Origin of the sequence: Runella sp. SP2 (assembly GCF_003711225.1) — a bacterium.
Lineage (GTDB): Bacteria > Bacteroidota > Bacteroidia > Cytophagales > Spirosomataceae > Runella.
This window is the reverse complement of record NZ_CP031030.1, coordinates 5,647,263-5,673,029: the sequence shown is the minus strand read 5'-3', so window position 1 is coordinate 5,673,029 and position 25,767 is coordinate 5,647,263. Positions and strand designations below refer to the sequence as shown.

The 25,767-nt window shown below is 45.3% G+C and carries 20 protein-coding genes; 13 read left to right on the top strand and 7 right to left on the bottom strand.

The window, feature by feature from the left end:
* Window positions 1-24: 24 nt before the first annotated feature.
* From DTQ70_RS22860 to DTQ70_RS22830, 7 genes are all read right to left on the bottom strand, one after another.
* On the bottom strand, window positions 25-2,076 hold the full coding sequence (locus DTQ70_RS22860) for a M3 family metallopeptidase (protein WP_229600160.1): 2,052 nt from the start codon (window positions 2,074-2,076) through the stop codon (window positions 25-27).
* A gap of 294 nt (window positions 2,077-2,370) precedes the next feature.
* Entirely contained in the window at window positions 2,371-3,078 is a 708-nt protein-coding gene (locus DTQ70_RS22855) for a LytTR family DNA-binding domain-containing protein (protein WP_122932956.1), read from the bottom strand.
* A gap of 18 nt (window positions 3,079-3,096) precedes the next feature.
* Entirely contained in the window at window positions 3,097-4,209 is a 1,113-nt protein-coding gene (locus DTQ70_RS22850; RefSeq protein ID WP_229599994.1) for a sensor histidine kinase, read from the bottom strand.
* 133 nt (window positions 4,210-4,342) lie between these two features.
* Window positions 4,343-5,041, bottom strand: a complete 699-nt coding sequence (locus tag DTQ70_RS22845) for a hypothetical protein (protein WP_122932955.1) — start codon at window positions 5,039-5,041, stop codon at window positions 4,343-4,345.
* 24 nt (window positions 5,042-5,065) lie between these two features.
* Window positions 5,066-5,839: a hypothetical protein gene (locus DTQ70_RS22840; RefSeq protein ID WP_122932954.1), complete on the bottom strand. Its 774-nt coding sequence runs from the start codon at window positions 5,837-5,839 to the stop codon at window positions 5,066-5,068.
* Window positions 5,840-5,869: 30 nt separating this feature from the next.
* Window positions 5,870-6,628, bottom strand: a complete 759-nt coding sequence (locus DTQ70_RS22835) for a HEAT repeat domain-containing protein (RefSeq protein WP_122932953.1) — start codon at window positions 6,626-6,628, stop codon at window positions 5,870-5,872.
* Window positions 6,612-7,130, bottom strand: a complete 519-nt coding sequence (locus DTQ70_RS22830) for an RNA polymerase sigma factor (protein WP_122932952.1) — start codon at window positions 7,128-7,130, stop codon at window positions 6,612-6,614. The genes DTQ70_RS22835 and DTQ70_RS22830 overlap by 17 nt, the downstream gene beginning before the upstream one ends.
* Window positions 7,131-7,293: 163 nt before the next feature.
* Between DTQ70_RS22830 and DTQ70_RS22825 the strand changes: the two genes are divergently transcribed.
* The 13 genes from DTQ70_RS22825 (at window position 7,294) to DTQ70_RS22765 (ending at window position 25,766) form a co-directional block, all read left to right on the top strand.
* Complete coding sequence (locus tag DTQ70_RS22825) at window positions 7,294-8,787, top strand: serine hydrolase domain-containing protein (protein WP_164490165.1); 1,494 nt, start codon at window positions 7,294-7,296, stop codon at window positions 8,785-8,787.
* Between the two features lie 127 nt (window positions 8,788-8,914).
* Window positions 8,915-9,463, top strand: coding sequence for an RNA polymerase sigma factor (locus DTQ70_RS22820; protein ID WP_122932950.1), 549 nt, complete (start codon window positions 8,915-8,917; stop codon window positions 9,461-9,463).
* Window positions 9,453-10,271 carry a zf-HC2 domain-containing protein gene (locus DTQ70_RS22815; RefSeq protein WP_122932949.1) on the top strand — a complete coding sequence of 273 codons (819 nt, stop codon included), beginning with the start codon at window positions 9,453-9,455 and terminating at the stop codon, window positions 10,269-10,271. The genes DTQ70_RS22820 and DTQ70_RS22815 overlap by 11 nt, the downstream gene beginning before the upstream one ends.
* 23 nt (window positions 10,272-10,294) lie before the next feature.
* Window positions 10,295-11,164: a DUF4097 family beta strand repeat-containing protein gene (locus tag DTQ70_RS22810; protein WP_122932948.1), complete on the top strand. Its 870-nt coding sequence runs from the start codon at window positions 10,295-10,297 to the stop codon at window positions 11,162-11,164.
* Window positions 11,165-11,168: 4 nt separating this feature from the next.
* Window positions 11,169-12,011 carry a DUF4097 family beta strand repeat-containing protein gene (locus DTQ70_RS22805; RefSeq protein WP_122932947.1) on the top strand — a complete coding sequence of 281 codons (843 nt, stop codon included), beginning with the start codon at window positions 11,169-11,171 and terminating at the stop codon, window positions 12,009-12,011.
* Between the two features lie 247 nt (window positions 12,012-12,258).
* Entirely contained in the window at window positions 12,259-12,561 is a 303-nt protein-coding gene (locus tag DTQ70_RS22800; protein WP_122932946.1) for a hypothetical protein, read from the top strand.
* Window positions 12,562-12,565: 4 nt separating this feature from the next.
* Complete coding sequence (locus DTQ70_RS22795; RefSeq protein WP_028523494.1) at window positions 12,566-12,859, top strand: hypothetical protein; 294 nt, start codon at window positions 12,566-12,568, stop codon at window positions 12,857-12,859.
* Between the two features lie 30 nt (window positions 12,860-12,889).
* A complete protein-coding gene (locus DTQ70_RS22790; RefSeq protein WP_122932945.1) occupies window positions 12,890-15,304 on the top strand; it encodes an ABC transporter permease in 2,415 nt (804 codons plus the stop codon).
* Window positions 15,305-15,501: 197 nt separating this feature from the next.
* A complete protein-coding gene (locus tag DTQ70_RS22785) occupies window positions 15,502-17,964 on the top strand; it encodes an ABC transporter permease (protein WP_122932944.1) in 2,463 nt (820 codons plus the stop codon).
* Window positions 17,965-18,120: 156 nt separating this feature from the next.
* A complete protein-coding gene (locus DTQ70_RS22780) occupies window positions 18,121-20,484 on the top strand; it encodes an ABC transporter permease (protein WP_122932943.1) in 2,364 nt (787 codons plus the stop codon).
* A gap of 64 nt (window positions 20,485-20,548) precedes the next feature.
* On the top strand, window positions 20,549-20,770 hold the full coding sequence (locus DTQ70_RS22775; RefSeq protein ID WP_122932942.1) for a Kazal-type serine protease inhibitor: 222 nt from the start codon (window positions 20,549-20,551) through the stop codon (window positions 20,768-20,770).
* 242 nt (window positions 20,771-21,012) lie between these two features.
* Window positions 21,013-23,355, top strand: a complete 2,343-nt coding sequence (locus DTQ70_RS22770) for an ABC transporter permease (protein ID WP_122932941.1) — start codon at window positions 21,013-21,015, stop codon at window positions 23,353-23,355.
* A gap of 2 nt (window positions 23,356-23,357) precedes the next feature.
* A complete protein-coding gene (locus DTQ70_RS22765) occupies window positions 23,358-25,766 on the top strand; it encodes an ABC transporter permease (protein ID WP_122932940.1) in 2,409 nt (802 codons plus the stop codon).
* Window position 25,767: the final 1 nt, after the last annotated feature.

The window sequence follows — 25,767 nt, the reverse complement described above, 5'->3', positions numbered from 1 at the left end:
ATGAGGTTATTTAAGTCATTCGATTTAATTCGCTTCTCTCAGCAATCCACGGCGGCGAAGGAGCGGTTTAATGTCAGGTTCGGCGCCACGGAAATTGCGGTAAAGTTTCATCGGTTCGTCTGTTCCACCGCGTTCTAGGACGTTTTTGCGGAACGATTGGGCTGATTTTTGGTCAAATAGTCCTTTTTGTTTAAACACTTCAAAGGCATCGGCATCCAACACCGCCGACCAAATGTAGCTGTAATAACCCGCAGAATATCCGCCCGCAAAAATGTGCTGGAAGTAAGTGGTACGGTAACGAGGAGGAATTTGCGAAATCAAGCCAATTTTATCCATGGCCGCTTTTTCAAACGCCAATACGTCGGTGGGGGCTTGGTCAGCTTTGAGGGTATGATAGCTCATGTCCAACAACGATGCCGCCAAGTATTCGCTCGTGGCAAACCCTTGGTTGAACAAGCTACTTTTTTCCATTTTGTCGATAAGCACATCAGGAATGACGGCACCTGTTTTGTAATGTTTGGCGTACAGCTTCAACATTTCAGGCTCGGTCGCCCAGTTTTCCATGATTTGAGACGGTAGTTCCACAAAATCGCGAGGAACCGAAGTGCCTGACAAACTACCGTACGTCACGTTGGAAAGTAGCCCGTGGAGCGCGTGCCCAAATTCGTGAAAAAACGTACGCGTTTCGTCCAAGCTCAAGAGGGCAGGTGCATCGCCCGCAGGACGAGAGAAGTTACAAACGATAGAAACGACGGGAGCCGAGCGTTTGCTGTTTTCAGTTTCTTGCTTGCGGTAGCTCGTCATCCAAGCGCCGCCGCGTTTGCTGGCCCGTGGGTGAAAATCCATATAAATCACGCCTACATGTTGGCCATTGGCTTCTTTTACTTCAAACGCTTCCGCTTCTTCGTGGTAAACGGGAATGTCAGTGCGGCGTTCAAACGTTAGACCATATAGTTTTTTGCACAACGTAAAAATTCCTTGGCGCACACCTTCCAACGGAAAATACGGGCGAAGCTCTTCTTCGTCAAGGTCGTATTTTTGCTTGCGAAGCTTTTCAGCGTAGTAGCGCCAGTCCCAGCTTTCCAATTTCTCGTTTTTGCCTTCTTTGTCCATCAATGTCTGCAATTCTGAGGCTTCTTGCTGAGTGACAGGGACAGTAGCGGTCCAGAGTTGGTTTAGAAAATCACTCACTTTGGCAGGGGTTTTCGACATACTTTCCTCTAGCACGTAAGCCGCATGGTTTTCATAACCCAAAAGCGCTGCTTTTTCGGCCCGTAGTGCCACGATTTTAGACATAATCGCCTTGTTGTCGGAGGCGTCGTTGTGGTTACAGCGTTCCAAATACGCCTTGAAGATTTGTTCGCGGAGGGCGCGGTTATCGGCGTACTGCAAAAACGGCATGATGCTCGGGTTTTGCAGCGTAAATACCCATTTTCCTTCGAGTTTGCGTTTTTTTGCATCTTCGGCAGCAGCAGCTACGAGCGAAGATGGTAAGCCACTCAAGTCTTCTTTTTTATCAATAACCAGTTTATAACCGTTGGTTTCAGTCAAAATGTTTTGGCCAAACTTGAGCGTCAACAACGACGATTCTTCGTTGATTTTACGCAAACGTGCTTGTTTGTCGGCAGGAAGGGCTGCTCCGCTTCTTACAAATCCTTTGTAGGTCTTTTCGAGTAAAGTGAGTTGTTCGGTCGTTAGTTTGAGCTGATTACGTTGGTCATAAACGGCTTTAACCCGTTTGAATAACTCGGCATTGAGCTGAATATCGTCGCGGTGCTTCGAGAGTTGGGGCGAAAGTGTTTGGGCGATTTTTTGGAGGGCGTCGCTGGTATTGGCGCTGTTGTAGTTGTAAAATACTGCACCCACTCGGTCAAGCAAATCGCCGCTGTTTTCCAGCGCCAAAATGGTATTGGCAAATGTAGGAGCTGCTTTCTGGTTGGTAATAGCGGCGATTTCGGTCGTTTGTTGTTTGATTCCTTCCACAAACGCAGGCTCAAAATGCTCATTTTTGATGAGGTGGAAAGGAGGCACGCCAAAAGGTGTTTTGTAGGTGTCAAAAAACGGGTTTTGGGCCATAATGTTGGTGGCAAAACAAGTGCTAAATAGGCCAATGAGAATGGATTTGCCTAGGGATTTTTGCATAGAAAAAGTGTTAATGAAGTTGGGGAATAAAGGCAAAGGTAAGCCTTTAGAAGCAAAAATAGCACTAAAACACCGCCAATGTATCACAAAAGCGGTGTATGCACTACCATTCTATTTATTTATAAACATCCAAAGGTACACCTCAAGGCGGATGCTGGCAACAAAAACCAGTTAGAAGGGCAGTATTTATGGACAGAAACGCAAATTTCTCTTTTAAACCCCGTCTTTTTACAAACCCATCAGTTCCTGAAAGGTATCTTTGTATAAATCTCCAACTGGAAGGGATATATTCCCAATCTGAACGGTATTGCGGCTTAATGAGTCGATTTTGGGAATGGCAACAACGAAGGAACGGTGAATACGCAAAAATTTAGAAGGAGGAAGCTTGTCTTCAATAAGTTTCAAGCGAGTCAGGGTAACGACGGGGGGCTGAGGAGGAGCGAGGTGAATTTTAACGTAGTCTTTGATGGACTCAAGGTAAAGAATTGCGTCAAAATCAATTCGTACCATTTTGTAGTCCGATTTCACAAACATGCAGCCGTGGCTGTTGTTTTCCGACCATTGTTCAACGTAGTTTTTGGCTTTGGTGGCCGCCCTTAAAAACTCTTCGTACCCAAACGGTTTCATCAAATAATCGAGCGCATCGACTTTGTAACCTTCTACGGCAAATTGGTTGTAAGCCGTTGTGAAGATGATTTTGGTTTGCCCCAAAGAAGAAGTTTGACTAATGATACGTGCCAATTCCATGCCGTTGAGGTTGGGCATTTGAATGTCTAAAAAAATAAGATGAACAGGTTGGTTGTGGATGGCTTGGAGGGCTTCGACGCCGTTGGCGTATTGACCAACAAGGTTTAAAAACGGCGTTTGCTGAACAAATGCACTGATAAGCCCAAGGGCAAGCGGCTCGTCGTCGGCGGTGATGCAATTTAACTTCATGGCTGGAACGCGTAAGTATTATAGCTGTATTTTCAAATCAACGGTGAAAGTCCTAAGGCTGGTGTCTTCGTGAATGATCAGTTCATGTCGCTCGGGATACACTAAATTAAGGCGGCGTTGGGTGTTTACCAATCCAATCCCCCCTCCTGTATTGGGAATCGCATCGGTATTGGCATGAATTTGGTTCCAAACGTGTAAATCCAAAACAGCATTTTGGGCCTTAATCACAATCAAAATTTCGGTTTTGTGCAGCGAGCTCGTGCCGTGTTTGAACGCATTTTCAATAAAAGGCAACAAAAGCATGGGCGCTACCGAATAATCTTGGTCGGGCTTGGGCGCTTCGATGGTTACTTTCGTAAACGAATGAAGCCGTAACTTCATCAGTTCGATGTAATCATTCATAAAAGATATTTCTTGACTCAACAACACTCGGTCGAGGACGGTATCGTAGAGGACATACCGCATCATCCGAGACAGTTTCAGAATGGCCTCGCGCGACAACGGCACGTCAGAGTAAGTAAGGGCATAAATGTTGTTGAGGGTATTGAAGAAAAAGTGGGGGTTGATTTGGGCTTTTAATAGCGCCAATTCGGAGGTTATGTGTTGTTTTTCAACGAGTTCGTGTAATTGAACGGCAGCCTGCCACCGCTGAATCATCGCAAACCCAATGCTGATGGCGGTCACCATTGTTACGACCATGAACAAATGGACATCAATGCTGTAAACACTTTTTGTGTGTTTCCACCCTCTAACAGCAGCCAATTGCTCAGGTACGTTCAGAATGGGTACCTCAATGATGCGTGCAATGACCAAATAGAGGACAACCAAAAAAGCGGCTGAAAGGGAAAAAAGAAGCTTTTTGCCTTTTACTAAATAGTTGGGAACCAGGTAGTAGGCAGAAAAATAAAAAACAGCCACCATCATAATGAAATTGGCCAATTGTTTGAGCCAGAATCCTAATGGCACCTTAAAATCCCATGTAAGGGGAGGATAGAATAAAACGATAAAGCCAAGCAGCGACCACACGGTTATGTGCAAAACCACCGTGAGTGTGCTAGTTGGTTTGGTTAGTTCCATGCGCGTAGAAGTAAAGCTACGAAGTTGGGGAGATGCGCGTGGAATCCCAAACATATTCGACGGAAAGGAGGTTTTTCTCGCTATATCGCAGAACTTTCCTTGCGGTTTCACCCCCTCTCCTTGCTGGAGAGGGGACTGCTGCGTGCAGCGCTGCTGCCATCAGGGTTGGTGTGGAGGTTAGTCGGGATTAGTCTTTTTTCCGAACATACACGTTATTACTAATTGATTCCAAGCGAATGTCGGGACCGCCGCCATTGACCGAACCTTCTAGCAAATAACCCACAATCGGGTTTTTGGGGCGCTTGTTTTTGAAATCAATGTCTAAGTCGGTATAAACTTCGCCCGTAATGGTTTTCATGGCCAAGTTCGCCCCTTTTGATTTGGGCAAACTATAATCAATGTAGCCGCTGATGCTCTTGGCAAAAACGGGCGCCGCTGCCCCTTGAATGTCCACGTTGCCGTTGATGGTTTCGAGTTTTAATTTGGCGTTGCGCGGCAAAAATACCTGATAATGAATGGTGCTACAAACGTACATATCTTGGCCGTCGCGCTGGGTGCGCCAGCTATGTTTTGAGTCGGGACAGTCTTCGGCTTTGCCTTTTTTTAGAATTTCGTTGTCAAAATTCGTTTTTAGGCTAATCTCTTGGGCATTTGTGGTGTTTTCTACGGTCAAGCCATCGTTAAGCCGCCCGCCGTTGATAAGAACCGAAATCCGAACCGATACTTCGGCTTTATCCCAATACCGCACCCGAATACTGTCAGCAAACTTGAGGTTGAGGTTGACGGTTTGAGCGGCGGAGTATGGAAATTGTTTGGTAATAATTTTTTGTGACCAAGCCGTTAGGGTCAACGTACTTACAAAGAGTATCAGTGAAAAAGTTTTCATGGCTATATGGGTAGTAAAGAAGGGTTACTGTTTACGTAAATAAATATTATTGCTGATGCTGCTAAGTTTAATCGCTACGCCGCCGCCGTTGGTGGTTGCGTTGATGCTATGACCACCTCCCACGCGTGACATGCCTTCTTTGGCATTTTTCAAGTCAAGGTCTAAGTCGGTGTAGATTTCACCACTGATAGACTTCATGCTGAGGGTCGATTTGGCATTGGTGGGCAGGCTCACGTCAATGGCACTACTAATGGAAGAAATGGCGCTGGGTTTTTCTTGGTTGAGACTCGAATAGACTACTTTGATGTCGCCGTTGGTGCTATTGGCCACGACAGGCCCCGTGACGTTGAGAAGTTCAATTTTACCGTTGTTGGTTTTTACTTCCAAATCCCCTTCTACGTTGCTGATAGAAATGTTCCCTGCGTTCCAATTGACTTGCTCGTACAAAATCGCCACTTTTTTGGGAACCTTGAGGATATACGACGTCGATTTACGCGATGCTTTTTCGATTTTTAGGCCATTTGCTTGGTTGGTCACAGCCAGTCCAATGCCTGTATTATCGACGGCCGAGTTGTACAAAGACCGCAACCCTTTGGCTTGTTCGGGCGGAGCCTGAAATCCATTTCCCTTGATAATGACCTCATCACCGTCATAGCCTTCGATTTTGAGGGTACTGGCATCCATTTCGATGCTGATTTTACGGTCTTTGCTGTTGGCCAACTTCGCTTTAAATTCTTGGGCAAAAAGTCCCACGCTGCACCCCATCCACAGGGCGCATACTAACACGGTTGATTTCATGGTTTTTGAGTGCTTACGCACCGTTAATTGTTAGGTATTATTCGTTTGTTTTTCTTGTTTTAGGTGGAAAACCCCTTCTTCGGCTTTGCGACGTACAATTTCCAGTACTTCTTGGTTTTTGGCCAAACGTAGCATTTCGGAAGCGGCTCGCTTTTCTTTCATGAGCACTAAAGCTTCAATCAATGCCAACTGAACACTGGGGTCGGTTTGAATTTTTAATGATTGAATCAGTCCATCGCGCACCATCGGCTCATTTTCAAAGCGTTGCAGCGCTTGACAAGCCGCGAGTCGTACGTTGACGTTTTCGTCGAAATTCATGGTATTAAGCAAAATCTGTGTGATTTCTTCATCACCTTGCGCAAGTTCATAACTCTGGTTGACGGCCAAAATGCGTTCACTCGCCGATGTTTGCTCAGGAGCTTGCAAGGTTTTTTTCATTTCAGCCATTTGGCTATTTTCTTCCGAAAGCCCCGCTTCGTGCTGTGTGTACCAAATCCCCGACCCAAAACCTACCACCAACAAAGTGAGACTGGCGGCGATTCGCAAGCCCCAAGAACTCAACGAGCGCACTTTGCTTCGTTTGCTAAGTTCAGTAACTGTGCGGTAACTTACCCCCGCCGAGGGCTGTTCTTTGCGCGTTTGGGCAAAATACCGAAACTGCTTGGCCTCATTTTCTAGGTGAGCAGGCACATTTTCGCTCAGAAGGAAAGCGCGTAACTGTTGCTCTTCTTCGAGGGTAGTTTCGCCTTCGTAATACTTTTCTATTAATTGTTCAATGTCCAGATTCATACGCCTGAATTTTTAAAAACTTATCCCGTACCTCTTTCCGTGCTCGCGACAAGACCACGCGAAGGTGGTTGACGTTCATCCCCGTGACTTGCTCTATTTCTTCAAACGAGTACTCTTCCACGTCGCGCAAATGAAGAATCAGCTTAGCCGTTTCGGGCAGTTCGTCTATCAGTTTGCGCATCAGCGCCGCGCTGTCTGATAGCTCCACTTGCTGGTAGGGCGATACTTTTTGCTCTTCTACCTCTTCCCAATTGGCTTCCCCTGCACGACTTTGCCATTCTTTTGATTTGAGCTTGTCGAGGCAGAGGTTACGGGTCATTTGTACGGCAAACGCTTCTACGTTTTGGTACGATTCTAACTGCTGCCGATGGGTCCAAAGCTTCATCAACACCTCCTGTAACGTATCCTCGGCTTCTTCGCGGTTGCGAAGAAACAACTTGGCCAATCTAAAAAGGCGGCCTTGCGTTGGGAGGATGAGTTGGGTAAAAGCTTTGAGTTCCATTTCAAAAGCATAGACGAGCGAGTTGAAAAAACATTACAAAATAGCGGTAACTTTTTTTGAGATGCGAAGTTTCCACGTACAAACTCTCCACAACCTTTTTCTCATTTACTTTATTATGAAAAAAAACAGCCTTTTTGATAGCGCCTTCTTTCTATTATTTATCATGAGCTACCACGCTGGGTTTTCGCAGCAAACGACACCTATCAATCAAAAGGTAGCTCGAATTGATTCTTTTGTAACCTCTTTAGCCAATCATCATTTATTCAATGGAACTCTTTTGGTAACCGAGGAGGGAAAAGTTATTTATAAAAAATCCTCAGGATATGCTGATTTTGGGCGGGGCATTCCCAATACAGACACCACTCATTTCAACTTGGCTTCTTTATCCAAACCTTTTACGGCGATTGCAGTGCTACAGTTAGTACAAAAAGGGCAGCTAAAGCTAACAGATACTTTTGCTAGTTATTTCCCCGATTTTCCCTACACGGCAATTACAATTCAACATTTACTGACCCAAACATCAGGTATTCCTGTCGTAGAACGCTATGAGGAGGATTACATAAAAGCGCACCCAAAGGAGATTATTAGCACTCAAAAAGCCTATGAACACCTAGTTTCCTTAAATAAGCCGTTGAACTTTACGGCGGGGAATCGATGGCAATACAACAATGCTAATTATTTTTTATTGGCATTGTTGGTGGAAAAAGTAAGCCAAACCTCTTTTGCTTACTACATGAAGAAGAATATTTTCACGCCTGCAGGTATGAAAAAAACCTACGTCCGTGAACTTAGCATGGCCAATACATCACGCTATACATTACTCAATTTTTATAGCCCCACCTACCATAATGTCGATTCCCTAAACCCTGCCGAGCATTATACTTATTATCATTTGGGTAGTTTGATGGGATCCAATAACATCATAAGTACGATAGAAGATTTGTGGCACTTTGACAATGCCTTTTCTGCTGGCAAGCTCCTCTCTTTAGCACTGATGAAAACAGCCTTTATGCCTGTTGTACTAAACGACGGAAAGCCATTTCGCATGGGCGGCAGTACGCGCTCTTACGGTTTAGGGTGGAATGTTTATACAAGTAAGACCGAGCCCGCCGACACCTCTATTTTTCATGATGGGCGCATTATTGGTCTAACCACATTTATGCACCGCAATCTCACTAAGAACCAAACGATTCTCTTCTACGACAACACCGAAAATAATCCAATACAAGTCATGGTTTCGATTTCTAATTTGTTGAATGGTACGCCTGCCTTACCCATTCGGCTCACCAAATCATTAGCAAAAGTTTATGGAGAAATATTGGTAAACAAAGGTATTGATGAAGCCGCCACTAAGTTCAACGAATTAAAAAATGACAGCACCAATTATTACGTAGATGAACTAGAAATGAATCGCTTAGGCTATGACTTGCTCAAAGCGCCTTTTCCTAATCATAATGAATTGTCGTTGGAAGTATTTAAAATTAATACGTTACTTTATCCAAAAAGCGGTAATACTTACGACAGTTACGCGCAGGCATTGGCTCAAAGTGGTAAGAAAGAAGCAGCCATTGCTATGTATCAAAAGTCAATAGCTTTGTCTCCAAACAATGAGGATGGCAAACGGGCATTGAGGGTATTATTAGAACAAAAAGAGTGACCGTAAGAGAAGAAGTAGAAAAAAAATAAAATTTTCTCTGTAACCTTCCCCCACTTCGGGAGTTTCCACGTACAAATCACCTACAAACAGCCATCATCGCTTGAATACACTATCGGATAACGCACTCATGCTTAAAGTAAAAGCGGGAGACTTGGACAAGATGGGATTGCTCTTTGAGCGCTACCATCGGCCGTTATTCGCTTTTTTGTACCACATGACTGGGCAAGCCCATGCGTGCGAAGATTTGGTACAAAATGTATTTTACCGAATGCTCAAGTACCGACATACGTTCAATGGCGACGGAGAATTTAGAACATGGATGTATCATTTGGCGCGGAATATTTTGAACGATTCGTTTCGACAGCAAGAACGCTGGGGAGGACGCGCCTACGATATTGCCGACTTATCGGATCGCCTCGGAGGGGGAGTTGCTGCCGATGAGCAATTGGAAAAAGAACAAGAATTGGATGCCTTGCAAAATGCCATGGCACGGCTCAGTCCTGATCACCGCGAAGTGCTGGTCTTGAGTCGATACCAAGAATTAAAATACGAAGAAATTGCGCGTATTTTGAACATTACCGAAGGCGCCGTAAAAGTACGGGTACACCGAGCGCTGGGAGAATTGAAAAAGAATTTTTTGACCTCAGAAAAAGGAAGCAAAGCTCATGAACTGTGAACAAGCAAAAGAACGGCTAACGGGCTGGCTGACCAACGAATTAACCGAGTCCGAACAAACAGCCATATATCATCATTTGAAAGAGTGCGCCGAGTGCAAAGTAGCTTTTGACGCCGACCGCCAACTGTGGCAGCTCATGGGGCAAGTTCCCGCACCCAAAGCCAACACCGAGCAAATGCGCGAAGGGTTTTATGCCATGCTCGAAACCTATAAACAAAACGAAGCTCCGTCGAGCCGTAGCCAGTGGAAAGCGATTTTTGATAAAATACAACAATTCTGGACGCCCCGTTTGGCGCTACGGGTGGCTTACAGTGTGTGCCTGATGAGTGTGGGCGTGCTAGGCGGGTATTTCCTGATGCGCCCCAAAGAAGTAGCGTACCAAGAAAAAATGGATACGCTCACCAAAGAAGTCCAAGAAATGCGCCAAATGATGATGCTTTCGCTGATTGAAAACCCGTCGGCCAGTGAGCGCCTCAAAGCCGTAAGTTATACCCGCGAAATCACCGATGTGGACGATAAAGTGGTGCAAGCACTCTTTACTACGCTCAACAACGACCCGAACGTAAACGTGCGCCTCGTGACGTTGGAGGCATTGGCCGAACTAGCCCACGACCCCGACGTTCGGCAAGGGCTGGTGCTGTCTTTGACAAAGCAAGAATCCCCGCTGGTGCAAGTGGCATTGGCCGATGTAATGGTAAAACTCCAAGAAAAACGCTCTATTAAAGCTTTCAAACAGATGCTTCGCCGCGAAGACCTCAACGACTTGGTGAAAAGTAAATTCCAACAAACTATCAAAGACTTATCTTAATTTAACCATCCAACTGTATAGCCATGAAACAAATCATTCTCCCCTTGTTAGCGGGAGTGGTGCTCTCTTGTACCCACTCCGCCGCCCAAACGCAGGAATTTAAAGAACACACAACCAAGGAGTTTACCTTGACCCAAAACGCAGCCAGCAGTACTTTGGCCATTTACAACATCAACGGCTCGATTCAAGTTGAAGGGTATTCGGGCGATAAGGTCATCATCGACGTGGATAAAACCATTTCGGGCAAAACCAAGGAAATCTTAGACCAAGGGAAAGCCGAATTTAAGTTTGTGGTGGAACAGAATGCGGATACCGTGATGGCGTATCTCATTGAGCCCTACGATTCGCGGCCTAACCGTAGTTGGAACAATCGCAACAACAATCGACACATCGAATACCACTACAAATTGAATTTTAAGGTGAAAGTGCCTTATTCGATGAACCTACACGTATCGACCGTCAACGGTGGGGAAGTACTGGTGAGCGATGTGACAGGGATGTTGGAGGTTGGAAATGTAAATGGTGCCATTACGTTGAAAAACGTAAAAGGTGCGACTAAGTTACGAACCGTCAACGGCAACGTGGACGCCAACTACACAGCCATTCCGCCAGGCCAGTCGTCGTACAAAACCCTCAACGGCGACATCCGTATCAGTTATCCCGCCGCGTTGTCGGCCGACTGCGAGTTTAAAAGCTTCCGAGGTGAATTTTACACCGATTTTGACAATGTAGAAACCTTACCCGTAAAAGTGGTGAAAAATCAGGAACAGCGCGGCGACAAAACCACTGTTTATAAACTCAATACCGAAACTTCGGTGCGGATTGGGAATGGCGGGAAACTGTTCCGATTTGAAACATTTAACGGAAATATTTATATCAAGAAACAATCATAATTGTATGAAAACCAGCATCAAAACCATTTTTTCGGTTGTTGCGCTTGCAGCCATGAACCTCGCAACACCGACCTACGCCCAAGGAGAAATCAAGGAACAATTGGTCGTACCTCTCACTGATCCCAGTAAACCAGGTAGTTTGCAAATAAAAATTATCAGCGGTTCCATCAAAATCACGGGATATTCGGGCAAGGACGTCATTATCGACGCCACAGTCGATGCCTACAACGGCAAGAAAACCGAAGGCAAAAACGATGAATTGGCGACGGGTATGAAAAAATTAACGAGCCGTGGGGGGATTGAACTCACCGCCGAGGAACGCAATAACCACGTAAAAGTGACCTCCAATTTGATGAAGCGCCCTGCGGTATTGTCTATCAAAGTACCTCAGCAGTTTTCGTTGCAAGTAGGAACCATTAATCAAGGCGATATTGTCGTTGAAAACGTAACGGGGACGTTGGAAGTAAACAACGTGAACGGCGATATTATTCTCACCAACGTGTCAGGTTCGGCGGTAGCAACGACGGTCAACGGCGAAGTGAAAGCCAATTTCAAAAGCGTGACCTCCGATACTCCGATGGCCTTTACGTCGCTCAACGGCCGCATCGACGTGACGTTCCCACCTTCGGCGAAGTTTAACGTAAAACTCAAATCCGATCGTGGAGAGATTTACAGCGATTTTGACGTTGATGCCGACAAAAGCGAGCCAAAATCCAACAAAGTTACCAAAGACGGCATGTACAAAGTGAGCATCGACGATTGGATTCAAGGCAAAGTCAACGGTGGTGGCAGCGAAGTGATGATGAAAAACATGCACGGCAATATTTACATCCGCAAAGCGAAGTAATTTTTTTTAACCATATAAGACATATAAGAGATTATAAGAAAAACTTATATGCCCTTATATGACTTATATGGTTGCATAAATACAATATAACTAGAAATCTCCTGTCCGTAAGTGAACGAAAAATCGTCCATTTACGGACATTTTTGTGTTTGTGGATTTATGTAATTTTCTGATTATTAAATAGATATGTATGTGGCATAAGTATTGCCCCGTGCTGTAGATTAAGACATGAAACAGTATTTACCCTATGGCACACATCGCTATACCGATTCCGTCTAATCTTGAACGACAAGACATTGATGTACAGGTCAGCATCAATGGGCAACGGCAGGCTTTGCACTATCGGGTGGAGTCGTTTTATTGGGATGAATACGGGGTACCTCCCGCCAACCGTGCCGATTGCTTGAACCACATTATTTCAACCTATGACCAAAACTGGTCACTGTATTACATAGGACTTCCCACCGAGAAGTCGATACAAGTGACCTTTGTCAGGAAAAAAGAACTGATTCTGCTTTCACCGTTTTTGTATTCACTTCTAAATCCTTAACGACATGGCACACATTGCAATTCCGATTCCGACCCAGCTAGGCAAGCAAGACATTGAGATTGAAGTAACTATCAATGGCCAAAAGCAAGCCCTTCATTACCGCGTAGAATTGTTTTATTGGGACGAATGCGGCCTCCCCAGCGTTGACCGTGCCGACTGCCTGCGGCATATTCTTTCGTCGTATGACCATGATTGGTCGTTGTATTACATAGGAGCTCCTACGGACGAGTTTGTGCCAATTACCTTTGTCAAAAAAGAAGATTTAGAAAGACAACACGCGTTGTTTCTCCAAAAATAGTAACATAAAAAACACTTTTTCCAGTAAGCCATGCTTAAAAATTATCTAAAAATTGCCCTTAGAAACTTGTGGAAGAACAAAACCTATTTGTTCATCAACCTCATTGGAATGTCCGTAGCATTTGGCGTTAGTAGTTTGTTGTTTCTGACTACCTACGACATGCTCACCTTCGATATGTTTCATGAAAAAAAGGGAGATATTTATCGGGTTTATGACAAAATCAACAACGCGGAAGAGACCAAATACGGTAATACCATGCCGCTACCGATGCGGACTGCCCTCAAAACCGATTACCCACAGGTAAAAGCCGCCACACGCATCGTGACAAGTCCAGGTCAAGTGTTAAAAGATGACAAACTTATTAACAGAGGGATGGCGTTCACGGATGAAGATTACCTCAAAATGTTTGGGTACCAATTGCTCCAAGGAGACCCCAAGAAGGCATTGAGCGAGTTGAGTAACGTGGTGTTGCGGGAGGATGTAGCCAAAAGTATTTTTGGGGAACAGCCCGCTTTGGGAAAAACCATCACCTTAATTTATGACAATCTACCCCATGCGTTTGTGGTAAGTGGCATTCTTGAAAAAGGGCCAGAGAACACCAGTATCGCCAACGAAATGCTGGTGCGGATGGAGAACCTAGGCGAGTATAACAACAACAAAGACCGCTGGGATGCAAGCCAAAATTCGTTGTATATCCAGTTAGCAGAAGGGACCAATCCCGATACGTTTGAGAAGGGTTTAAAAGCTTTTACGGCCAAATATTACAAAGGAAGCATCGAACAGCTTAAAAAAGAGGGAGCCAAAATAGACGAACGCGGTGAGGTGATGAGTACCCGAATGATGAAGCTGTCGGATACACACTTTGACACCAAAGTAGGGGGACGAGGACAGGCCATCAACAAGTTTTTTCCGTATGTGTTGTTGATTGTTGGCATTGTGATTTTGCTGATTGCGGCCATCAACTTCGTCAATTTATCCATTGCAAAATCGTTCGGGCGGGCCAAAGAAGTGGGAATGCGTAAGGCCCTTGGAGCGCTTAAAACCCAAATTGTGGGTCAGTTCTGGGGTGAAGCATTCATCATTTGTGTCTTTGCCTTTGGGCTTGGTATCGCGATTGCGTATTTGCTGAATACCCAATACAACGCGATTTTTAAAACCAGTATCACGCTCAAAACCATGACCGAACCTGTCTTGCTGGTCGCGATGCTGGGCTGTTTTGCTTTTATTACCCTCATTGCGGGTGGCTATCCTGCGTGGGCCGTTACCCGCTTCAATACCATCGAAGTACTAAAAGGAAAAATCAAACTCAGTAGTCGTTCGGGCGGGATTCGTAATTCGCTCATCGTGTTTCAGTTTGCCATGGCTGTGTTACTTATCGCGTGTACAATGATTGTGTGGACTCAAATTAAATTTTTGCGCGACAAACCACTGGGTTTCAGTACCTCCGAAGTATATAGTATTCCGATTGGGAATGAGGTGTCGGGCAAGCGCTTGTTGCAGCATTTTCGGAACCGTTTGGCAGGTCAGCCACGCATTTACAGCATGACGGGCTGTGATGTCAATTTGGGACGTGGGCTCGACGGGTCTTTTTCTAAATCAGTATTAGGATTTGAACAAAATGGCCGTACCCTCCAAACCAACATGCGTACTGCCGACTACGACTACGTAAAAACGTTGGGGCTAAAATTGATAGACGGTCGCGATTTTTCAGAAGCGTATCCTACCGATACCGTCAACTCGGTGGTCATTAACGAAACGATGGCCAAACAATTGGGCGTCAAAAATCCACTGGGCGTTATCCTCAATACAGAGAGTAAGGAAAAAGTCATAGGCGTAGTCAAAGACTTTCATTTTGAATCACTTCACCGAGAAATAGAACCCGTCACATTCTTTATGAATGGCTTTGGGATTAACTATATATTCGTCAAAATCGCCCCTGATCATACGGAAGAAACCATCGCTTTGTTGAAGAAAACCTACCACGAGCTCGCCCCCAAATCGGAATTTCAAGGGTCGTTTTTGAACGAAAATGCCGAAAACCAATACAAAAGTGAAGCTCGCATGGCGCAAATGTTTTTTAGCGCGGCCACGTTGGCGATTTTGCTTTCGTGCATGGGCTTATTTGCCATTGCCATCATGGTGATTTCGCAACGTACCAAAGAAGTGGGTATTCGTAAAGTGTTGGGAGCATCGGTGGGTAGCATTACGCTGCTGTTGTCGATTGACTTCCTGAAAATGGTAGCTGTTGCCATTGTCATTGCGTCACCCCTAGCGTGGTGGGCCATGGATGCTTGGCTTGCTGATTTTGCCTATCGAACCCCAATTTACTGGTGGATTTTTGTCGTAACAGGTCTCATTGCCGTAAGCATCGCCTTTGCGACGGTGAGTATTCAAGCCATTGGAGCTGCCCTTTCAAATCCCGTCAAGAGTTTAAAAACAGAATAAGTGTGCTAGCTTAAGTATCTAAGCACTCAAGGTTGTGTAAAGTTTTACCCGCAGATTGGCGCAGATTTAGAGCCGCAGATGAACCCCTTCATTAAGTCCTTTTTCGGCGAAAATCTGCGTTTGTATTAGTCTGCGGCATCTGCGGGTGAGATAATTGAAATGATTCACTTAATAATGTACTAAATCGTTCTCCCAAAATGATTCTCAACTATTTAAAGCTGGCTTTTAGAAACGCCATTCGTCAGCCGTTTTACACGTTGGTCAATGTCGTTGGGTTGACCATTGGCATGGTAGCGTGTTGGCTTTTGGCGACGTATTATTTTCACGAAAAACAATACGACACTTTTTTGCCTCATGCCAATCGCATTGCGGCGGCGGCATTGGATTTGAAAATGGGTGATACCGAAGGCATTACCACCAACACCCCACCGCCACTGGGAATGCGTTTGGCTGAATTCCCAGAAGTTGAAATGACGGCACGGACGTTTGCGCTAGGCGATGTCCTGATTCGTCAAAGCGAAGGAACAGAAAGTACCGTTTTTAGTGAATCCAGCGCGTTGGCGGTTGATTCTACCTTCTTGTCGTTGTTTGAGTTTCCGATGGTACAAGGTGATAAAAATGCGCTCAATGCGCCGTTGAGCCTTGTTTTAACCGAAAAAATGGCGCAAAAATACTTCGGAACAACGCAAGCCATCGGGAAATCGCTTTCGCTTAATGATCGTTTATTTAAAGTAACGGGAATAGTAAAAGACTTGCCCACTAACTCTTCGCTTAGCTTTGGCTTTTTGGTGCCTGTCAAAGATTTTCGGGTAGTTGAAAACTTTTCTTGGAGCTGGATTTGGTTACAAGTGGATACGTGGGTGAAATTTCGTCAACCGTTGACTGAAACTAACATCGCTGTCCTTGAAACCAAACTACCTGCCATGGTGCGCAAACACGCGCCTTCGGCTTTTGAGCGGGTAGGACAAAATTTTGAAGATCAACTCAAACGCGGCGACCGATACGACGTTCGGTTGTTGCCATTAACGAAACTCCACTTGGGCTATCCGCAGCTATCAAGTCGTCTCACCACAATCGGTGACGGAAATCAAGTTCGGACGCTTGCCCTTGGTGGACTTATCATATTGTTGTTGGCCTGTGTCAATTTTATCAATTTATCGACGGCGCGGTCCATGAAACGTGTCAAAGAAGTCGGGGTACGTAAAGCCTTGGGTTCGTCAAAAGGCAGTTTGGTAGGACAGTTTTTAGTCGAGTCTTCGCTGTTGAGTGGTGTGGCATTTTTATTGGCAGTGGTGGTTACATGGAGTGTATTGCCTTTATTCAATCAATTGACCCAAATTGCCTTTACCCCCGATTCACTCTCTTCTTTCGACGTGATGCGCGTCATTGTGGCGTTGCCAGTCATCACTGGGTTAGTCGCAGGTTTGTACCCTGCGCTGTACCTCTCACGTTTCAAGACGACCGACAGCATGAAGAAATTGACAGGTAGTGCCAATGGCGGCTTTAGCTTGGTGCGAAGTGGCTTGGTGGTGCTTCAGTTTTCGGTGGCGATTGTGCTCATGTTGGGAGTAACTGCCATGTACCGTCAGTTGTATTTTGCTCAACACTCCAAGCTCGGAATGGAGAAAGAAAATGTGTTGATTATCAAAAACGGACGGCATTTTGCCAATCCGTCGGAACGAGAAGTGTTTCGCCAGCAACTCAAACAGCTTCCTGAAGTTACGGAAGCCACCCATTCTACTTTTTTGCCTTCGTTGGGAAGTTTTGGTGATTTTTACGAGCCTGAGCAGGGTGAACAAGCCAATGCCGTAGTGCAAAATTTACCCATAAGTTCGTTTATGACCGATGAGCATTTTGCGCCTACCCTAAAACTAGAAATCATTGCAGGACGAAATTTCCGTCCCAACAGCCCTGCCGACTCGGCATCGGTGATTTTGAACGAAACGGCAGTGAAAGCCATTGGTTGGAAAAACCCCATTGGAAAATGGATGCGATACCCTGGTAATAACAATCAGCGTTTTCAGGTGATAGGTGTCATGCGAGATTTTCATTTGGGGTCGGTGCGGACGGTGATAGACCCGACAGCACTTTTCCACGAGTCATCAAAAACGTACCGAACGTGGGGTTCGTACCTCGCCGTTCGCCTACAGCCAGGAACCGAAAAAGCAACGATTCAAAAAGCAACCGAAATGTGGAAACGAGCGATTCCAAACGTGCCTTTTGAGTATGATTTCTTGGATGCGTCGTTTGCCAATTTATACCGTTCGGAGCAACATACGGCTTCTATCATCATGGTATTTACGGGGTTGGCTTTGTTTATTGGTTGTTTGGGGTTGTTTGCCTTGGCCTTGTTTATGTCGGAGCAGCGTACCAAAGAAATTGGGATTCGGAAAGTGCTAGGGGCTTCAGTTTTTTCGGTAACGGCTCTTTTATCCAAAGATTTTTTGAAACTTGTGCTGATTGCGCTTCTGATAGCGTCGCCCATTGGGTATTATTTGATAAACAGGTGGTTAGCTGATTTTGCGTATCGGATTGAGATTGGCTGGGGAATGTTTGTAGCAACGGGGGCAGTAGCCGTATTCATTGCGCTTTTAACCGTAGGCTACCAGTCCTTTAAAGCTGCGTTGACTAATCCAGTAAAATCGTTGAAAGCAGAGTAGCCCCCAACCCCCAATGGGGGCTATTCGTTGATATTCGATTATGGACAGCGAATTTATCGCGGTTGTGAGCAACCGCTTGCACGGTGGGAGCGGTTGCTCACAACCGCGATTTTAACGATAGGGCACATTATTCTACAATAGTTTAAAAATAGCAAGATGCTCAAGAATTACCTCAAAATAGCCTTTCGGAATCTCTGGAAAAACAAACTTTTTTCCTTTATCAACATCATGGGCTTGGGGCTTGCCATTCCGTTTGCCTTGTTGGCCTTGATGCACCTTCAAAGCACGTTTGAGTTTGATAATTTTCACCCTCATTCCGACCGTATCTTTCGAATATTGACCAACGAAACAACACAAGATGGAACCGTCACGAAGTATGCGTCTTCGCCCTATTTGCTGTCGGATGAATTAAAAAACAACTACACCCATATCGAAAAAGCGACCAAAGTGGTGCGCGATTTTGGTTGGGAACTCAATACGCCTTTTAAATCGCTGCGGGTCAATACGTTGTACGTTGAGCCTACTTTCTTTGAAATTTTTGGGTTTAAGTTGGCCAAAGGAAGCGTAGCAGTTGCTCCCAATACATTGATAATGAGTGAGGAAGCTGCCAAACGGTTTTTTGATGAAGCCAACCCCATTGGGCAAACCTTGGTACACCCTACCTATGGCGCTATGACGGTGACGGGCGTATTAAAACACTTCAAAAAACAAACGCAGTTTCGGAGCGATGTCATGGTGTCGATGGCGACATTGGAAAAATTTCGTCCAGAAGTGAAGCAGCGTGCTGGATGGGGTAAGTATGAAACCCATACGTTTGTGCGACTCCAGCCCAATGCAGTACCAAACGCCTTAGAATTGACGCTGGGGGCGGTGGCCAAAAAGACAAACATTAACCTAGTATCAGCCAAAAAGAGCAATGTATTTCGTAAACAAGTATTGGCCGATATTTCACCAAGCGTGGAGGATTTGCGTTACAACCCCTACGTGGATTCGATGCAGGACATTTACTTCAATTTTGGGATTCCGTTGATGATTTTGTTGTTGGCGGGTTTCAATTATACCAACCTGACGTTGGCGCGGTCGTTGAGTCGTTCCAAAGAAGTGGGCGTTCGAAAAGTAATGGGGGCCATTCGATTGCAGTTGGTGTTTCAGTTTATTTGCGAGGCCGTCATCATTGCCTTTTTTGCTTTTGGCGTCGGGCTGGTGTTACTGTATTTGATGAAACAATACATATACGTACAATGGCTGACCTGGGAGGTCGAAAACAGTACGTTGATTGGCGGGGTTTTTGTGGCTTTTACGTTGCTAGTGGGAATCTTGGCGGGGGTACTTCCTGCCCTCATTTTGTCAAAATTCCAGCCCGCTATGGTGCTGAAGGGTGTTTTAGGTCCTGTTTCGTTTGGAAAAATAAACTTCCGAAAAAGCCTGATTGTCGTTCAGTTTGTGGCAACGTTGGGCTTTATGTTTATGATTGGGCATTTGTACAATCAGTTTAGCTATATGGCGACTGAAAACGACAATTTCAACCGAAAAGGAATTTTTAACCTGTCGTTGGCCGACCAGAATTACCGATTGTTGAAGGACGAAATCAGCAAACACAAAGACGTCGAGAAAGTCGGTCTTGTGTCGATGCCTTTTGGAAGTGTGCCGTCGCAGCAAGTCATCAAGGTGCACGAAAAAGATGCAAATGTGCCGACCTATTATTATTCGGTGGACAGAAACTTCATTGAAAACATGAAGCTAACGCTGGTAGCGGGACAAAATTTGCCCGTTGCGCTAAACGATTCGGCGGGGAATTTTGTGCTGCTCAACGAAACGGGTGTGCGGCGTTTGCGGCTCGGTACGCCGCGCGAAGCCATTGGTCAGCAGGTGTTTATCAATGGCACAACTCCCTTGCAAGTGGTGGGAGTGGTCAAAGATTTTTGCCATTTTCATTACCAATACCAGAAAGAGCCGCTGGTGTTTCATTACAATCCTGCGCAGTTTTCGATGGTGTCGGTAAAAATAAACCCACAAGCCAACCAAGAAGCGTTTTTGGCCGACATGAAAGCCCTTTGGAAAAAATACAGTCCTTACAAAGAATTGGGGTATTCGTGGTACGAAAAAGAGCTGTACGACCGCTATTATCCCGCCGAAGACATGAAAATGATGGGCTTAGCGTCACTTATTATCTTTGTGATTGCGCTCTTGGGCTTGCTGGGCATGGTAACCTACAGCACCGAAAAACGCTACAAAGAAATTGGTGTTCGTAAAGTAATGGGCGCCAGTGTGTGGGAAATCGTTCGGATTTTATCGTGGAGCTTTTTGAAACTGTTGTTCATCGCGGCGGTGGTCGCCTTGCCGATTGGGTTGGTCGAAAATATGTTTATGAATAAAATGTTCACTTTCTACGCGGGGTTGAATATTGGTTTGATGGGCCTATTCTTTGTTATTGTATTGGTGGTAGCCATTGGAGCGATTGCCTACTATGCTACCAGAGCGGCGTTGGTCAATCCTGTCAAATCCCTCCGAACAGAATAGTGAGTTTTTTTTCCAACCTTTTTGCACAGAAAGGCGTCATAGCTTCAAATAAACAGTCATAGCGATGAAAAAAGGAATGTTTGTGGCGCTGGTGCTTGCAGGATTGGTAGGCTGCCAAAAAGAAGAAGTTACGAGTGAGTGTGTCGAAAAGCCTGATAACGGAATGATGTGCACGGCACAGTACGACCCTGTTTGTGGATGCAACGGTAAGACCTACGGAAACGCCTGCGAAGCCACGCGCGTTGGGATTAGTTTCACCAAAGGCGAATGCGGCAAAAAAGACTAAGTAGTTGTCCACTCGCGTACGAAAAGTGTCCACATTCGGACACTTTTTTGTTTTTATGGAGTTGTAATTGATTGTTATTTAGTGAGTTAGTGGGCTGGCATAGCTTTGGGAGAACAAATAACAACATTCATACAGCCTTTAATTGATTTTAAGTACAGTAAAGAAAATAGAGCAGAAAAGTGCCGTCGTTGCGGCACTTTTCTGCATTTTTTATTGGCCACCTTTTCTACTTTCTCAAACGTATGATTTTCAATTTCTTCAAAATTGCCTTTCGTAACCTCAGACGTCATGCACTGTATGGGAGCATCAACATCGTGGGGTTATCAATAGGACTAGCCGCCTGTGCTTTGATGGCAATCTATGTTCGACACGAGTTGAGCTACGACGTTTTTCACCAAAAAGCCCAGCGGATTGTGCGGGTTACGTCTCATTTAAAAACCCCCGAAGCCCCGATGGAGTTGGCCAATACGCCCAATTTATTGGCTTCTTTTTTGAACCGAAATTATCCTGAAGTAGAAAAAGCCGTCCGTTTTCAGTCGATGGCTGCTACGTTTAGCCAAGGTACCAAAGTGTACAACGAATCAGATGTGTATTATGCCGATGCCTCGGTTTTTGACGTGTTTACGTTTCCTTTGGTAGCAGGAGATGCCCGTCAAGCCCTGACCCAACCCCAAACCGTCGTACTTACGGAGACATTGGCCAAAAAATACTTTGGTACTACTGATGTTTTGGGAAAAACCGTACAAATCAACAAGCAGCCTTATCAGATTACGGGGGTGATGGCGGAGTTACCGACCAATACCGATTTAAAAATTCGCGCCCTTCTTTCCCACGATTTTGACAAGGGAAATTCTTGGATTGAGGATTTGTCTGCTTATACGTTTGTCTTATTCCGTGGAATACCTGATAACGCGGCTTTTGAGAAAAAAATGGCCGCCATCAGTCGGCGATACATTCAGCCCGAACTAACAAAAATGGATTCGAAAGACTATTCGCTGGAGTTTCGAGCGGAGGCGCTGACCGATGTCCATTACAGTCAAGGTAAGTTGGAAGACACGCCCAAAGGCAACAAACAATACGGGTACTTATTTTCTTTTTTGGCCGTATTTGTTTTGGTGATTGCCCTACTCAATTACATCAGCCTTCTGACGGCCCGCGCAACCGAACGCGCCAAAGAAGTGGGCGTCAGGAAAGCCAACGGGGCGTTGCGCTCTCAGTTGATTTGGCAGTTTTTGTTTGAATCACTGCTGATTAGTAGCTTATCGGTGGTGATTGGCCTTGTGCTTTTGCAGGTGTTTGTTCCTATAATGAACAATTTACTTCAAACCCAGTTTCAAATGACTGGTATGGAACTGAGCGTATGGGCGGGCGTTGGGTTGGCTATCACTACCTTACTCGGTGGGCTGTACCCTGCTTTTGTACTTTCAGCTTTTCGCCCTGCGGAGGCATTGCGGGGAGGAGTTCATCAAACAAGCGGCGGTTTTCAACTGCGACAGACAATCACCGTTTTTCAGTTTATGCTGGCCGTTGGGATGATTGCGGGCGTGTTGGTGATGTACAAACAAATGGATTTTCTGCAAAATCATTCGTTGGGTTTTAACAAAAATAAGGTACTGACGATACAGCTCCCTGCCGATTCGTTGGCTCAGATGAAAGGATACGCGCTGGCGGCTAGTTTGAAAAAATATCCCGCTATTTCTGAAATTACGGCGGGGTCGGGGTTTGAACCTGCATCGTTGGCTTCAACCAATTTTACGGTAAATGGCAAAGCGAGGGAGGTGATGACCCTGTTCTTTTTTGTTGATGACCGTTATCTTTCTACGCTTGAACTTAAATTAGCACAAGGTCGCAATTTCTCGTCTGCCTATCCTTCGGACAAACGAAGCGGTTTTATTGTCAACGAGGCTTTTGTGAGAATGAGCGGTTGGAAACAGCCAATTGGGCAGTCAATCGAAGGGGTAGGTAAAAAAGGAACGGTGATAGGAGTGGTCAAAAACTTTCATTTTAAATCGTTGCACAATTTGGTAGAGCCCATGGCGATGATTTGGAGTGAAAGCCCACCTAATACGCTGATGCTCAAAACTAACCCCGAACAGCTGCCTTTGCTCCGCGCCGTTTGGCAAAAACACTATCCTTTTGAGCCGTTTGAGTATTCATTTTTGGATAGCACCCTCGAAAAAGAATACCAAAAAGATCACCTTACGATGACTTTGTTTAATGCCTTTGCATTCCTCACGATTTTTGTGTCGTGCTTGGGGCTGTTTAGTTTGGTCACGTTATCGACCGAACTACGCACCAAAGAAATTGGCATCCGAAAAGTGTTGGGCGCCTCGGTGGTGGATATTTTGACGCTTTTGTCCAAAGACTTTTTAAAATTGGTAACCTTGGCCATTGTGATTGCCTCGCCGCTGGCCTACTATGCCTTAAATCGCTGGTTGGAGTCATTCGCCTATCACATTACCATCAGTGGGTGGACGTTTGTGTGGGTAAGCCTGATTGCCATCGTCATTGCATTGGTCACTATTAGTTTTCAATCGGTCAAAGCCGCCTTAGTAAATCCTGTAAAATCGTTAAAATCCGAATAGCTATGTTTCAGAATTACCTAAAAACAACCCTCAGAAACCTCTGGAAACACAAGTCGTTTACGCTTATCAATGTTTTTGGTTTGGCGGCGGGCTTGACGGCTTGCATGTTGATTGTGTTGTACATTCAGCATGAGTTGAGTTTTGACCAATTTCACAAAAACAAGCAGCAAATTGTTCGTACCATAATGCACTATAGCATTGAAGGAACGGCCAATAAAACAGTGATGACAGGGACGAAAGTTGGGCCAGCGTTGAAACGTGATTTTGCCGAAATTGAACAGTTTGTACGCGTGGCGGACCCCGCCTTTTCGCAACAAAAAGTAGTCATAAAAAAAGGAGAACAACAGTTTAATGAATCTCGCTTTTTGTGGGCTGATTCTACGTTTTTTGATGTATTCTCGTTTTCGTTGGTGAAAGGCGACGCGGCAACGGCCCTGAATGGCACCAACAAAGTGGTGGTGACGGAAGCGATGGCGCGAAAGTATTTTGGGAATGAAAACCCTATTGGTCAAATCTTACGGTTAGAAGACCGAGTGGATTATACCGTAACGGGCGTTGCGGCCGATGCTCCTTCCAATTCTCAACTTCAGTTTGATTTTGTGGCGTCGTTTATGTCGCTCTCAGCCGCCAAAACAGAAATGTGGTGGACCGCCAATTATGTCACTTACTTTTTGTTGAAACCATCTGCTTCGGCATCGCAGCTGCAAGCCAAACTACCTGCTTACATGCGTAAGCAGTCGGCCGAAACTGAAATGACAGGAAATAACTTTCTGACGTATCAATTTGAACCTCTTACGGACGTCCACCTTCGGTCTGAGGCAGAAGGCGGTATTATTGCTTCTGGCGATATTCGCTACATTTATATTTTCTCGGTGATTGCGTTGCTCATTTTGATTATTGCGACCACCAACTACATGAATCTTACAACGGCCCGTGCGACGGAGCGTGCCAAAGAAGTAGGGGTTCGTAAAGTAATGGGAGCCGTACGTGGGCAATTGTTTTGGCAATTTTTGGGCGAATCAATGGTGGTGACGCTGGTGGCTTTGCTGCTCAGTATCCTGCTGACAGTGTTGTTGTTGCCTGTATTTAATACCCTGTCCGAACGCGAACTGACTTTGCAAATACTACTTCAACCCGCAGGAATAGGGGCGCTGATAGGAGCGTGGTTGGTTGTCAGTTGTATTGCAGGGAGTTACCCATCGGTGGCGTTATCGTATTTTCAACCGATCAAAGTACTAAAAGGCGCATTTAAAAATACGGCTTCGGGCTTGGCCCTTCGTAAGTCGCTGATTGTGTTGCAGTTTATGATTTCGGTGTTTTTGGTCATTGGAACGTTGGTGGTTAAGAACCAACTGCATTTTATTCAAAACACAAAGCTGGGGTACGACAAACAACACGTAATTGCGCTCACGACCGACGAGCGAACTAACAAAAATTTGCCTGTTTTGAAGAACGAACTGCGGCAAAATCCGAATGTAAAAAGTATTTCGCTGGCCTATGAAACTCCCACGTTCATTAAGTGGGGCGATGGGCTTGAGACGGAGGGAACATCGGCGCCTGTGCAAAAAATGATTACAGCTTTTCCCTGTGATGAAGACATGGCCGAAACGCTCAATTTGGAGTTGGTTGCAGGAAATGATTTATCATCAGAAGACATGGAACGACTCAAAGGCAAAGACGAGAGCCAAGCCGATTACCGCTTTTTGTTGAATGAAACGATGATAAAGCAACTGGGTTGGAAACCTGCCGAAGCGATTGGTAAAAAAGTACGCGTAGGTGGCCGAACGGGTGAAGTCAAAGGCATTGTGCGCGACTTTCATTTTGCCTCAATGAAACAGCCGATTGGGCCATTGGTGATTTTTCCAGTCACTTGGGGGAATGTGTTGCTGGTCAAGTTGACGGGAAATAATCTCCCACAAACACTGACTTTTTTGGAAAATAAATGGAAAACGTTTGCGCCACATCGTCCGTTTACCTACACGTTTTTAAACGACGAATACAACCAAATGTATGCCAACGAAAACCGTATCAATCAAGTGTTTACGTATTTCTCCGCCTTGGCCGTTGTGCTGGCTTGTTTAGGTCTGTTGGGCTTGTCGGCCTACGTCACGGCACAGCGTACCAAGGAAATTGGAATCCGCAAAGTGCTTGGTGCATCCACTGCCAGCATCACGACGCTTTTATCTGCCGATTTTCTAAAATTAGTACTGATAGCCATCCTCATCGCTTCTCCCTTAGCGTGGTATGCGATGACCTACTGGCTCAATGATTTTGCGTATCGTATTGAAATAGAATGGTGGGTATTTGTGGTAGCAGGCGTTGTGGCAATTGGCATTGCCATGGTGACAGTCAGTACTCAGTCGATTAAAGCGGCCTTAATGAATCCTGTAAAATCGTTGAAATCGGAATAAT